The 13,557-nt window shown below is 72.4% G+C and carries 7 protein-coding genes; 6 read left to right on the forward strand and 1 reads right to left on the reverse strand.

The features are described 5' to 3' along the window. Positions 1-24: 24 nt before the first annotated feature. From O1R50_RS14260 to O1R50_RS14285, 6 genes are all read left to right on the forward strand, one after another. Positions 25-1,182, forward strand: coding sequence for a ribonuclease D (locus tag O1R50_RS14260; RefSeq protein WP_408612698.1), 1,158 nt, complete (start codon positions 25-27; stop codon positions 1,180-1,182). A 274-nt stretch (positions 1,183-1,456) separates the two neighbouring features. Continuing rightward, entirely contained in the window at positions 1,457-2,647 is a 1,191-nt protein-coding gene (locus O1R50_RS14265; RefSeq protein WP_270110743.1) for a thiolase family protein, read from the forward strand. Then, entirely contained in the window at positions 2,647-4,731 is a 2,085-nt protein-coding gene (locus O1R50_RS14270; RefSeq protein WP_270110744.1) for a 3-hydroxyacyl-CoA dehydrogenase NAD-binding domain-containing protein, read from the forward strand. Before O1R50_RS14265 ends, O1R50_RS14270 begins: the two co-directional genes overlap by 1 nt. 243 nt (positions 4,732-4,974) lie before the next feature. Further along, positions 4,975-5,811, forward strand: coding sequence for a hypothetical protein (locus tag O1R50_RS14275; RefSeq protein ID WP_270110745.1), 837 nt, complete (start codon positions 4,975-4,977; stop codon positions 5,809-5,811). Between the two features lie 217 nt (positions 5,812-6,028). Then, positions 6,029-8,314, forward strand: coding sequence for an SCO7613 C-terminal domain-containing membrane protein (locus O1R50_RS14280; protein ID WP_270110746.1), 2,286 nt, complete (start codon positions 6,029-6,031; stop codon positions 8,312-8,314). Positions 8,315-8,663: 349 nt separating this feature from the next. Next, the gene (locus O1R50_RS14285; protein ID WP_270110747.1) at positions 8,664-11,306 is read left to right on the forward strand and encodes an SCO7613 C-terminal domain-containing membrane protein; all 2,643 of its coding nucleotides are present in this window, start codon (positions 8,664-8,666) and stop codon (positions 11,304-11,306) included. Positions 11,307-11,446: 140 nt separating this feature from the next. On the opposite strand, the gene dxs is transcribed toward O1R50_RS14285, so the two are convergent. Beyond that, complete coding sequence (gene dxs / locus O1R50_RS14290) at positions 11,447-13,375, reverse strand: 1-deoxy-D-xylulose-5-phosphate synthase (RefSeq protein ID WP_270110748.1); 1,929 nt, start codon at positions 13,373-13,375, stop codon at positions 11,447-11,449. Between the last annotated feature and the right edge of the window lie 182 nt (positions 13,376-13,557).

Below are 13,557 nucleotides of genomic sequence, written 5' to 3' on the forward strand. Positions count from 1 at the left end.
CTCCTCACCGAGCCGCGTGAAGGCATGCCGCCGCTCATCCAGACCTCCGCCGAGCTGGCCGAGGCGGCCGAGCGGCTCGAGGCCGGGTCCGGTCCCATCGCCATCGACACCGAGCGCGCTTCCGGCTTTCGCTACTCGGGTCGCGCGTACCTCATCCAGCTGCGCCGCGCCGGCGCCGGTTCGATCCTGGTCGACCCCATTCCGATCGAGGACATCGCGCCGCTGCGCCGCGCCCTGACCGGCCCCGAGTGGATCCTGCACGCCGCCAGTCAGGACCTGCCGTGCCTGGAGGAGCTGGAGCTGCGCCCGACGAAGCTGTTCGACACCGAGCTCGCCGCGCGCCTGTGCAACTTCGAGAAGGTCGGGCTCGCCTCGATCACCGAGCAGCTGCTCGGCTTCCGCCTGGAGAAGCAGCATTCAGCGGCCGACTGGTCCTCGCGCCCGCTCCCCCACGACTGGCTCGTCTACGCGGCGCTCGACGTGGAGCTGCTCACCGAACTGCGCGGCGAGCTCGCGGCGGAACTCGCCAGGCAGGGCAAGTCCGATTGGGCGGAGGCCGAGTTCGAGCACGTGCGGCTCGCCGGTCCGCCGAAGCCCCGCAAGGAGCCGTGGCGGCGCACCAGCGGCATCCACAAGGTGCGCGGCGCGAAGGCCCTCGGCCGGGTGCGCGCGGTGTGGGAGGCCCGGGACAACCTGGCCCGCAAGCTCGACCGCGCCCCGGGGAAGGTCCTGCCGGACGCGGCGATCGTCGAGGCCGCGACCGCGGACCCGACCGACTTCGCCGAGCTCATGAGCCTGCCCGGGTTCCGGCGCCGCGGCGGGCGCACGAACGCGCGCCTGTGGCTCGCGGCCCTCGCCGACGCCCGCAACGTCCCGAACGACGAGCTGCCCTCGACCACCCCGCCCCAGGACGGCCCGCCCGCCACGCACCGCTGGGCCGACCGCGACCCGGTGGCCGCCGAACGCCTCGCCTCCGCCCGCGAGGTCGTCACCGCCACCGCCGAAGAACACAACCTCCCGCCCGAGAACCTCATCGCGCCCGCCCTGGTCCGCGGCCTCGCCTGGGAACCGCCGAAGAAGGTCACCGAGAAGCACATCCGCACGCTCTTGGCCGAGAACGGCGCCCGCGAATGGCAGATCGACCTCCTGGCAGAGGGCCTCGCCAAGGCTCTCGAGGCCTGAGCGCAAACGAGAAGGCAACGGCGTGAAGCCGTTGCCTCTGCGATATCGGATACCAGAGGTTCCGGTCAGTACTCCCAGGGATTGATCAGGGGGATGCCGAGCCCGTCGAAGTACTCGCTCACGCGGCACACCCTGGTTCTGACGTGCCAGGACGGCCGTCCGTGAAAGCATCGAGAAGTCCGCCCGGGGCGGGCCGTGACTTCGAACTTACTTGCGGGTAACATTCGTTGTGACGTTGCACTCTCAACGCTGCATACCCAAAGGAGGGGCTGGCGTGAACGACACCATCCGCGATGTCGTCTTCGTCGACGGGGTACGGACCCCGTTCGGCAAGGCGGGGAAACTCTTCGAAGAGACCCGCGCCGACGACATGATCATCCGCTGCATCAGGTCGCTGCTGCGCCGCAACCCGGGGCTGCCGCCTGAGCGGGTCGACGAAGTGGCCCTCGCGGCCACGACGCAGATCGGCGACCAGGGCCTCACGCTCGGCCGCACCGCCGCGCTCCTGGCCGGGCTCCCGAAATCGGTCCCCGGCTACTCGATCGACCGCATGTGCGCGGGCGCGATGACGGCGGTGACCAGCGTGTCGTCCGCGATCGCCGCCCGCCAGTACGACATCGCCATCGCCGGCGGCGTCGAGTCGATGTCGAACCACCCCATGGGCGAGGGCGTGGACCCCAATCCGCGCATCATCGCCGAGAAGCTGGTCGACCCCGAGGCGCTCAACATGGGCAACACGGCGGAGAACCTGCACGACCTCTACCCGCACATCACCAAGGAGCGGGCCGACGCCTACGCCGTGGGCACGCAGCAGCGCTACGCCGCCGCCGTCGAGCGACTGAGCGCCGACGTCACCACGATGGCGGCGCGCTCGACCGACGACGGCTGGACCGTCGCCACGGCCGATGAGCTGCCGCGCCCCGGGACGACGCTGGAAGGCCTCGCCTCCCTGCGGACCCCGTTCCGCCCGCACGGCCGCGTCACCGCCGGCACCTCAGCGCCGCTCACGGACGGCGCCACCGCGTGCCTCCTGGCCGACGCCGAGACCGCCGCCGAGTTGGGGCTGCCCGTCGCCATGAAGATGATCGGCTTCGCGTTCGCGGGCGTCGACCCCGAGACCATGGGCTCGGGCCCGATCCCCGCCACCGAGAAGGCCCTCGCCCGCGCTGGACTGTCCATCGAGGACATCGGCCTGTTCGAGATCAACGAGGCCTTCGCCGTCCAGGTCCTGGCGTTCCTCGACCACTTCAAGATCGCCGACGACGACCCGCGCGTCAACCCGTGGGGCGGCGCCATCGCCATGGGCCACCCGCTGGCCTCCTCGGGCGTGCGCCTCATGACGCAGCTCGCCCGCGAGTTCGCCGTGCACCCCGAGGTGCGCTACGGCATCACCACCATGTGCGTCGGCCTCGGCCAGGGCGGCACGGTCATCTGGGAGAACCCGAACTTCAAGGGGGCCAAGTAATGTACGCGACTCCGCTCGACCTTCCCGATTTCGAGGAAGAGGTCGTCACCGAGGCCCACGTGCGGTACCTGGAACCGCGCGGGCTCGGCGGCAAGGCCGCGCTCATCACGCTCGACAACGGCTACGACCACACCAAGCCCAGCTCCTTCGGGCCCGGCGGGCTCAAGAACCTGTGGCGCGCGCTCGACGAGGTCGAGGCCGAGGACGGCGTCAAGCTGATCGCCGTCACCGGCAAGCCGTTCATCTTCCTGGCCGGCGCCGACATCAAGCTCATGCCGAGCCTCGAATCCCGCGAGCAGGGGCTTATGCTCGCCCAGGCCGGGCACGCGCTCTACAAGCGGCTCAAGGACTCCGCGGTCCCCACGTTCGCGTTCGTCAACGGCGTCGCCCTCGGCGGCGGCTTCGAGCTGGCGCTGCACTGCCACTACCGCACGGTGAGCACCAGCGCGAACGGCCTTGGCCTGCCCGAGGTCTCGATCGGGCTCATCCCCGGCTGGGGCGGATCGCAGATCCTGCCGAACCTCATCGGGGTCGAGAAGGCCGCGCAGGTCATCGTCGGGAACCCGTTGAACCAGAACAAGATGCTGCGCGGCACGGACCTCGTGCCGCTCGGCATCGCGGACGCGCAGTTCGAGGGCGCGGACTTCCTGGAGGAGTCGCTGGAGTGGGCCGTCAAGGTCGTCTCCGGCGAGACCGCCGTGGAGCGCCCCGAGATCGACCGGGACGTGTGGCCGGCGGTGATCGCGGGGGCGCGGCAGCTCGTGGACGAGAAGGTCCACAATGCTTCGGCGGCGGCCGTGCGGGCGCTGGACCTGCTGGAACTGGCGCGGACCGCCACGTTCGAGGAGGGTTCGCTCGCCGAGGACGAGGCGCTGGCCGATCTCGAGGCCGGGCCGCAGTTCCAGTCGAGCATTTACGCCTTCAACCTGGTTCGGGCCCTGGGCAAGCGCCCTGAGGGCGCGCCGAGCCCGGGGCTGGCGAAGGAGATCGGCAAGGTCGGCGTGGTCGGGGCCGGGCTCATGGCCGGGCAGATCGCGCTCATGTTCGCGCGGCGGCTCGAAGTGCCCGTCGTGATGACCGACCTGGACGAGGACCGGGCCCAGAAGGGCCTGGCGTACGTGCGGGCCGAGATCGACAAGCTCGAGGCGAAGGGCCGCACGTCGAAGCTCAAGGCCGCGAAGCTGCGCGCGCTCGTCTCGGCCAGCGCGGACAAGTCCGTGTACGCCGACTGCGATCTGGTGATCGAGGCGGTGTTCGAGGAGCTGGGCGTCAAGCAGGCCGTGTTCGCCGAGATCGAGCCGATCGTCTCGGAGGAGTGCCTGCTGGTCACGAACACGTCGGGCCTGTCGGTCACGGCGATGGGCTCGAAGCTGGCGCGTCCGGAGCGCCTGGTGGGGATGCACTTCTTCAACCCGGTGGCGGTGATGCCGCTGGTGGAGGTCATCGCGACCGACAAAACCGACGACGAGACGCTGGCGACGGCGTACGCGGTGGCGAAGAAGCTGAAGAAGACCGCGGTGGGTTCGGCGGACCGGCCGGCGTTCATCGTGAACCGGCTGCTGGGCCGGATGCTCGCGGAGGTCACGGGCGCGGTTGACGCGGGTACGCCGATCGAGGTCGCCGACGTGGCGCTCGACGAGCTGGGGCTGCCGATGCGGCCGTTCGCGCTGCTGGAGCTCGTGGGGCTGCGGGTGGCGTGGCACTTGTGCCAGCACTTGAACGAGGATCTGGGGCCGCGGTTCCCGGCCTCGCAGAACCTGCGGCGCATGGCCGAGGCCGACTTCCCGGTGTTCGACGCTTCGGCGAAGGGCAAGGGGCGGCTGACCGAGGAGGCGAAGGGCCTGATCGAGTTGGGCGGCGAGGCGTCTTCGGCCGAGGAGGTCAAGGAGCGGGTGCTCAAGGGCCTGGCCGAGGAGGTCCGGTTCATGCTGGACGAGGGCGTGGTGCCGTCGGCGAAGCAGATCGACCTCGCGATGATCATGGGCGCGGGCTTCCCGTTCTGGCTGGGCGGGCTGACGCCGTACCTGGACCGCGAGGGGATTTCGACTGCGGTGTCCGGATCGCCGTTCGCGGCGAACGGTTAGGTGACCTAGGTCACGTTATCTTTGCGCCGAGCCCCGGCTCATCCGAACGGATGAGCCGGGGCTCGTACGGTGTCGGGACCGGGTCCATGGGCACCCCGGATGTGCTCGTACACATGTGGCGATAGGGGCGGTTCCACGCATTTGCCGTGACCGCAACTTACTCGCCAGTTACCCCGCGGGCCCTTTGGAAAACGCGGATCCAACCGGCTTTGACCTGGTTGTTATCGCTCCTACGGTTGCCCGGTGCAGTTTGCCAAGATCATGGAAGGCGTGACCGGCACGGTCCGGAGCGCCGCCGCCGGGATCTCCCAGCGGTCGAGCAGATTCTTCTCTTCCGGCGAGGGCGAGCGCCACCGGGTCCGCCGCCTCGCCGTCGTCGGCATCGCAGCTGCCGTCTTCACCGGCTCCGGCGCCACCGCAGCGTGGGCCATCAGCCACTCCGAGGAGCCCGTCGCGCCGGCCGCCGCCGAGGCGCCCGCTGAGACGACTGAGGCCCCGGCCGCCACCAAGGCCCCCGCGGCCACCCGCGCCCCCGCCCCCGCACCCGCACCGGCCCCCACCACCGAAGCTCCGGCCACGACCGAGCCGCCCGCTCCGGCCCCGACTCCCGAGAAGGAGCCCGCCGGGCCCGTCGACATCGACGTCAGCGACATCGACGACGAGCAGGAGGCCAACGCGGTCACCATCATCGAGACCGGCAAGGAGATGGGCTTCGACGAGCGGGGCTGGGCCGTCGCCCTCGCCACCGCGATGCAGGAGGCGAAGCTCTACAACGCCGCCTCCGAGGCCGTGCCGGAGAGCCTCGAGTACTCGGACTCGGGCGTCACCTACTCCGACCACGACTCGGTCGGCATCTTCCAGCAGCGGCCCTCGATGGGCTGGGGCTCGGTCGAGGAGCTCATGGACGTCTCGACCTCCGCGAGCAAGTTCTACGGGTCGCTCAAGGACGTCGACGGCTGGGAGGGCATGTCGATCGCCGAGGCGGCCCAGTCCGTCCAGATCTCCGCCTTCCCCGACTACTACGCCCAGTGGGAAGGCCTCGCCTGGGACATCATCGACGCTTACGAGAGCGCGAGCTAAGGCTTTATCCTCCTCCCGATGGAACGGGACCCCGCTGCTGCGAGTGGGGTCCCGTTCCTCATCTCCTGCGCCGGATCTCCTGCGCCGGAACCGTTTAGAGGAATCCACGAAATATCGGGGCCCTGACCGAGCCGCGCCTCCGCGGTGTTGTGCGAGCCCCACAAAACGCGCCCGATTCGTCCCATTCACGGTTTGACAGCGCTTCGACACTGTCAGTATGAACCCAACCGCCACTCCTCGGCCCGACACCGAAGGCCCGCTGCCCCACCCCGGCCCTCCCCCGGGCGACGTCCCTCCCGCCGAGCGCGCCGAGCGGCGCGCCGAACTCACCACCAAGACCGTCCAGATCATCCTGCTGTGCCTCGGCGGGCTGCTCCTGACCGCGGGCATCATCGTCTTCACCGCGGTCGCCTGGCGCCAGCTGGGCGACGGCGGCCGCCTCACGATCCTCGCCGGGGCCACCGGACTGCTGCTCGCGGTCCCCTTGGCGCTCACCAGGTTCCGCCTGTGGGCCACCGCCGAGACCCTCGCCGCCACCGCCACGCTCGCACTGTGGTGCTCGGCTCTCGCCGGGTACTACCTGTACCTGCCCGCCGGCACCGGGCTCACCGCCGTCGCGGTCGCCCGCTGGACCGCGCTCGTGCTCGCCGCCGCGATCCTCTACCGCATCGCCGCCCGTGTCAGCGCCCCCGGCTGGGCGCTGCTTCCGCTCGCGGCCACCGGCGCCGCCTTCGCCGCGTTCGGCGAGGCCGTCACCGCCGCGCTGCACATGGGACTCATCGGCGCGGTCCTCGCCGGCGCCGCTTGGACCGTGAAGGCCGCCCCGACCCGCCACACCGCCTCCGACCAGTGGTCGGCCCGCGTGCTCCTCGCCGCCGGGATCACCACGGTGTTCCTCGCCGGCCTGCGGGCCGCCTTCGGCCTCGACGCGGCGCTGCTGCCCACCGTCGCCGCCGTCGCGAGCCTGCTCGCCGCCGCGACACTGCTCGCCCACGTCCACGCCCACCGCACCGGGGCCGCCCGCCCGGCGGTCCTCATACTCGGCCTGACCGCCGCCGCGCTCACCGTCACCGCCTGGGTCCTGGCCTTCCGCGCGGAGGAACCGCTCCTGGCCGTACCCGCCTTCGCGCTCGCCATGGCCGCCATCGTCGCCTTCGCCGCCATGAGCGACCCGGACGAGACCGTCGCCTGGATCGCCCCGACCGCCGCCGCCACCGTCCTCATCACCGCTGCGGCCTCGCTCGGCGCGGTCACCACCGACGCCTCCACGCTCACCGCGTACGCCGGGGCGACCGTGCTCGCGCTCGCCGCCGCGGCGATCTTCCCCGCCCCGCTGTCCGCGGCCATGCGCCACGCCGCCGCGGCCGTCGGCGCGATCGTCCTCGCCTGGTGCGCCGCGCTGAGCCTCACGGCGTTCCCGGTCGCGTTCGGCGCCGCACCGATCGACCCGCTGCGCTGGGAGGTCCCCGCGGCCGCCGCCGCGGGTGCACTCGGCGCCACCGTGGTCCGCTCCGGCTGGCGACGCGACTACATCGCGCTCGTCACCGCCGTCGCCGCACTCGGCGCGGGCGGACTGCTGGACCGGCCGTGGGCGCCCACCGCGTCCTTCGCCGTCGTCACGGCCGCGGCGCTCGCCGTCGCCTTCACCTCGCCGGGCCCGCGCCGCCGCGTCCTCGCGTGGATCATGGCGCACCTGTGGGTCGCCGCCACCGCACTGGCCGCCGCCTACGAACCCGCCCAGAACCACGTCGACGCCCAGCCCGCGTTCATGGCCGCAGCGGTCGGCGCCGCCGCGCTGCTCGCCGCCGCGCACGCCAAGCCCCCGGCGAACCCGGCCGCGCGCGTCGCCGCCCGCGCCTGCGCACACGCCGCCATCGGCATCTACCTGGCCGTGCTCGCGATCGTCTGCCTCATCGACGGCGTGAGCCTCTTCGCTCCCCTGGCGTTCCTCGCCTACGCCGCCGCGCTCGCCATCGCGGCGCTCGCGGACGAGCGGCACCGCCTGGGACACGCGCTCGGCTCCTGCGCCGCCGCCATCGCGGCGCAACTCCTGCTCACCGCCTACAGCGGCACCGACACGGTCGAGTACTACACGGCCCCGCCCGCCGCGCTGCTCCTCGGCGTCGGCATCTGGCTGCTGCGGCGCAACCCCGCCACCGGTTCCTGGGCCGCCCTCGCCCCGGCGCTCGCCCTCGGTTTCGGGCCGTCCCTGGCACTCGCGATCGGCCCGGACGGCGAACCGTGGCGGCGCGTCGCCGTCGGCGCGGCCGCCCTCGCGGTACTGCTCCTCGCGGCCAACCGGCGCTGGCAGGCCCCGCTCGTCCTCGCCGCAGTCGTCCTGACCGCGCTGGCGGTCAACGAGATCGTGCACGTGTGGAGCCTGGTGCCGAAGTGGGCGCCGCTGTCGGTGGGCGGGGCGATCCTCATCGCCGCCGGAGCGACCCTCGAGCAGCGCCGCCGCGACCTCGCACGGCTCAGCCGCTCCCTCAAGGCCATGCGGTAGGCAAGCGCCGCAAACGGAACGGGCCCCGCGCCGCCGACGCGGGGCCCGTCCGCGCGGCCGGTCACCTGGCGAACTTGAAGTCGAAGCGGTTCCCCGGCGGCCGCGAGCGCGGCGAGTGAATGCGCGGCCGACCGAACCGGTCCCTCCGAACTGCGATCGTCATGTTGCCGCCCTTCAAGTTCGAGGAGCGGGGCCGGTGCGACCGGACCCGCGGTGGCGATCCGATTAGAGGAATCCTGAAAGAATGAGAGCCGGATGCGGGCCCGCGCGCAGTGCCCGTTGTGGCAGGTCTACAAAACGCGTCCGTTTTGCCCGAATCGAAAGTTGACAGGACCAGCACACTGTGCACATGAACACGTACAACTGCCCCCGGTGCGGCAACGCCTCCACGGCCGAGCGGTGCCCGGTGTGCGGACGCGGACGCGAACCCCTGCTCGAGCGCCTCGGCGAACTCGACGCAGTGCTCGCGGCGATGCCCACGACCCTTCAGAGCCGCGCGGCCGTCGAAGCCGAACGGCGCGGCGTGCTCGGCGACCTGACGAAAGTCGCCGCCCGCTACCTCGCGGAGGCCGAACGCCAGGCCCACGCCGCCGAGCCCTCGCCCCAGCCCTCGCCGCATCTGACCCCGTCCGGCGGGGTAGCCGCCCCTGAGGCCGCGCCCCGCACGCCGCCTGGCGGCGCACCGCCCGTAGCGCCTGTAGCGCCCGCAGGGCCGCTCCCGCCGTACCCGCAGTTCGGACCCACCCCGCCTGGCGGCGCCTACCCGCCGCCGGTCGAACGCGGCGAGGTCGGCACCAAGACCGTGCAGACCGTGCTCCTCAGCCTCGGCGGACTCCTCGTCGCCGCCGCGCTCATCATCTTCACCGCCGTCGCCTGGCGCAACATGGGCAACGGCGGCCGGGCCGCCGTCCTCGGCGGCGTCACCCTCCTGCTCCTCGCGGTCCCCTTCGCGTTCAAGCGATACCGCCTCTGGGCCACCGCCGAGACCTTCGCGGCCCTCGCCGCGCTCGCCCTCTGGTGCACCACCCTCGCCGGGTACTACCTGTACCGGCCGCCGGGCGCCGACTTCGGGCCGGAGACGGTGGGCGCGTGGACCACCGGCGTCCTCGTCGTCCTCGTCGCCTACCGGGCCTTCGCGAAACTCACCGCGACCAGCTGGGCCATGCTGCCGCTCGCCCTCGTGGGCGCGTCCTACGCCGCGGCCGGGAGCATCGGGACCGCCATCGTGCTCATGCTCGCGATCGCCGCTGCCCTCGCGGCCGCCGCCTGGATCACCGCCAGGAACGCCAGCAACTACACGGATTCGGACCTGTGGGTCGGACGGCTCCTCACCTGCGCCGCCGTCGTCGCCGCCTGCTCAGCGGGCCTGCGCGCGGCCTTCGGCGTCGCCGACCCCGTCGTCCCGGCGATCGCGGCCGCCGTCGCGGTCCTGGCCGCCGCCAACCTCGTCGGCGTCCACCTCGCCCACCGCCTCGGCGTCTCCCTCAACACCATGCTCATCGCCGGCTCCGCCGCCGGGTCGCTCGTGCTGTGCGCGTGGATCCTCGCGGGCCGCTCCGGCTCGCCCGAGCTCATCATCCCGTCGGTCGCGCTGTTCGCCGCCGTGTTCACGCCGCTCGTGACCGAGAGGTCGCACCGCACGGCATGGGCGTTCAACACGGCCGTGCTGGCCGGACTCTGCGCGCTGGCCGCCTTCGCCGCGGTCACGTTCAACGCGCCGGACCTGGCCGCGTACTTCGCGGCGTTCCTCGCCGCGCGCCTGCTCGCACCCGTGCTCGCCGAACCGCTCGGCGGCGCCTTCCGCACCGCGTCCTACCTGCTCGGCGCCGGCACCGCCCTCGTGGCCGCCCTGGTCGCCCTCTCCGGCCTCGGGTACCTGTTCTGGGGGCACGACTTCGGCTGGCCGCTGCACAACGCCGAAGTGCCGCTCGTGCTGCTGGGCTTGGCCATCGCCTCCGTGATGCTGCTGCCGCAGCGGTTCCGGTTCAACGGGGCGGCGCTCGCCGTCACGTTCGCGATCGAATCCTCGACGATCCTCCTGTGGAACCAGGACCCTGCCCGCTTCGACGCGGTGCCCACGATCGGTCTCATCGTCTGCGGCGCGATCGCCCTCGCCTCGGCGCTGTTCGCCGGGACGCTCACCGGGCGCTGCTCCGGCTGGGTGTCGCTCACCATGTGGGCCCCGCTCGCCGGGGCCACCGCCGCGAGCAGCGACACGCTCGACCCCGGCGAGGGCTGGATCCCGCTGTGGCTCACCATCACCGCCGCGTCCATGCTCGTGATCGCCGTGGGCGCGCCGCGTCGCAGCCGCCCCGACCGGGTGCTCGCGGCGATCCTCGCCCACGTGCTCGCCGGGACCTCCGCCGGGATCGGCGGGCTCCTCTCCCTGTTCGACTGGACCTACGATGACGGCACAGACCTGATCCCGGCCGCCCAGTTCGGGGTCTACGCGCTCGCGCTCGCCGGGGCGGCGATCATGGCCCCGGTCCGCAAGTGGGGCTATGTGATCGCGGCGCTCTGCACCGGCACGCTCGCCTGGTGGTCGCTGCTCGGCGCGCTCGAGGTCGACACCCTGGAGTTCTTCACCGCGCCGCCCTCCGCGGTCCTGTTCCTCATCGGACTGTGGCGGCTCGAGAAGCGCCCGCACGTCGGCTCGTGGTCGACGCTCGCGCTGCCGATCCTCGTGGGCATCGCCCCGAGTCTGATGCTGGCGCTCGAGGACGGCAACGAGATCCGGCGCGTCGGCGTCGGAGCCGCCGCGATCGCGGTGATCATCGCCGGGCTCACGCGCCGCTGGCAGGCGCCGCTCGTGCTCGGCTCGATCGCCTTGGCGGTCATCACGGTCAACGAACTGCTGCTGCTGCGAGGGCACATCCCGGTGTGGGTCCCGCCCGCGATCGGCGGCGCGATCCTCATCAGCGTCGGCGCCACCTTCGAGCGGCGCCGACGAGACCTGCGGCGCCTCCGCGAGGGCCTGAAGGCGATGCGGTAGCCGAAATGGCATGAGGCGCGGGGGGGGGGGGCGGGGGCGCCCGCCCCCGGGGGGGGGGGGGGCGGGGGGGGGGGGTGGGGGGGGGCGGGGGGGGGGGGGGGGGGGGGGGTCCTACCGGACCCGCCGCGCCGTTGTTCTGCCTAGTGGTGGTGGTGCGCTTCGGCTTCGCCGCGGCGGTGGACTTCGGCGGCGAGCCGGTCGGCGATCGCCTCCGGCGTCAGGCCGAGGTCGGCGAGGAGCTGGGCGCGGGTGCCGTGCGGGTGCCAGCCGCGCTCGACCGCGAAGTCCACGAGCGGGGTCTCGTCGCCCGAGTCGCGCAGGGACTGCGCGAGCGCGTCGCCGAAACCGCCGGTGCGGATGCCGTCCTCGAGCGTCGCCACCAGCGGGTACTGACCCGCGAGCTTCACGAGCGCGTCCGGGACCGGCGAGATCCAGCGCGGGTCGACGACTGTGGCGCGGATGCCCTGCGCCGCAAGGAGTTCGGCGACCGCGACCGCGGTCTGGGCGAACGAGCCGCAGGCGACGATCAGCAGCTCGTCGTCCTCGTGCTTGACGAGCACGTCGAGTCCTTCATGGACTTCGACGGCTTCGATGTCGCGGTCGGGGATGGCCCCCGTGGGGAAGCGCAGCATCGTCGGGCCGTCGTCGACCGACAGCGCCTCGGCGAGCTCCTCGCGCAGCGACGCCGCGTCGCGCGGGGCGGCGATGCGCAGGCCGGGCACCACGCGGAAGATCGAGGTGTCCCAGATGCCGTAGTGGCTCGGCCCGTCGGGGCCGGTGATCCCGGCGCGGTCGAGCACGAACGTCACCGGCAGCCGGTGCATGGCGACGTCGAGCACCGTCTGGTCGAACGCGCGGTTCATGAACGTGGAGTAGACCGCCACGACCGGGTGCATCCCGTTCATCGCCAGGCCCGCAGCGGAAGTGACCGCGTGCTGCTCGGCGATGCCGACGTCGAAGACCCGCTCGGGGTGGCGCTTCATCAGCTTGTCGACGCCCGTCGGGCCCGGCATCGCGGCGGTGATCGCCACCACTTCGGGACGCAGGTTCGCCTGCGCCACAAGCTCATCGGCGAACACGCCGGTCCAGCGGCGCTTCGAGGCGGCGATCGGCTCGCCGGTGATCGGGTCGAACGCGGCCGAAGGCGCGTGCATCTGCTCGGCCTCATCGGCGCGGGCGGGCGCCCAGCCGTGGCCCTTCTCGGTGAGGGCGTGGACGATGACGGGCCCGCCGAAGCGCTTGGCGCGGTCGAGCGCCTCGGTGAGCTCGGCGATGTTGTGGCCGTCGACGGGGCCGACGTACTTGATGCCGAGGTCGGAGAACATGCCCTGCGGGGCGAGGGCGTCCTTGAGGCCGGTCTTGGCGGCGTGGAGGCCCTGGAAGGCGGCGCGGCCGAACACGGGGATGCGTTCGACGATCTCCTGGATCTTCTTGAGGGTCGGCTCGTAGCCGGGGTTGAGCCGCAGGCCCGAGAGGCGCTTGGCGAGGCCGCCGACGGTGGGCGCGTAGGAGCGGCCGTTGTCGTTGACGACGATCACGAGCTTCAGGTCGTCGCGGTCGGCGATGTTGTTGAGCGCCTCCCAGCACATGCCGCCGGTGAGCGCGCCGTCGCCGACGAGGGCCACGACGTGCCGGCCCGATCCGCTGAGCGCGTGGGCCTTCGCGAGGCCGTCGGCGTACGACAGGGAAGTGGACGCGTGCGAGTTCTCGACGAGGTCGTGCGGGGACTCGGCCTGGCTGGGGTAGCCGGTGAGGCCCCCGCGCCCGCGCAGCCCGCCGAACTGCCCGGCCCGGCCGGTCAGTGCTTTGTGGACGTATGACTGGTGGCCGGTGTCGAACACGATCTGGTCGTGCGGGGAGTCGAAGACCCGGTGGATCGCCATGGTCAGCTCGACGACGCCGAGGTTGGGGCCGATGTGGCCGCCGGTCCTGGCGACGGCGCCGACGAGGAATTCGCGGATCTCCTCGGCGAGCCGGGGGAGCTCGTCCTCGTCCAGCGACTTGAAATCGGCCAGCCTGCCGATGCCGGACAGCAGCGGGCCCATCTCGGGTTCGTCGTGCGAGTTCATAAGGGGGAAGTCTATCGGTGGCGCCGTGCGCGCGGTAGCTGCGCGACTGCGGCTGGGACTTGTCTCATGGGCCCGCGCGGGCCGTGATCTGCGCGGCAGTCCGCGGGAAGCGGCGGTCACGGATCGCGCGGGCGGCGGTGACGGGCCGGGTCGGCCTCCGCTCGCGCACCGGATATTCATCC

Source organism: Glycomyces luteolus (genome assembly GCF_027622875.1).
In the GTDB taxonomy this organism is placed as follows: Bacteria; Actinomycetota; Actinomycetes; order Mycobacteriales; family Micromonosporaceae; genus Glycomyces; species Glycomyces luteolus.

What these genes read in the sequence shown, in the direction of transcription:
- O1R50_RS14280 (WP_270110746.1), top strand. Translation starts at nt 6,029, where the DNA reads ATGAACCCAACCGCCACTCCTCGGCCCGACACCGAAGGCCCGCTGCCC.
- O1R50_RS14270 (WP_270110744.1), top strand. Translation starts at nt 2,647, where the DNA reads ATGTACGCGACTCCGCTCGACCTTCCCGATTTCGAGGAAGAGGTCGTC.
- O1R50_RS14285 (WP_270110747.1), top strand. Translation starts at nt 8,664, where the DNA reads ATGAACACGTACAACTGCCCCCGGTGCGGCAACGCCTCCACGGCCGAG.
- O1R50_RS14260 (WP_408612698.1), top strand. Translation starts at nt 25, where the DNA reads ATGCCGCCGCTCATCCAGACCTCCGCCGAGCTGGCCGAGGCGGCCGAG.
- dxs (WP_270110748.1), bottom strand. Translation starts at nt 13,375, where the DNA reads ATGAACTCGCACGACGAACCCGAGATGGGCCCGCTGCTGTCCGGCATC.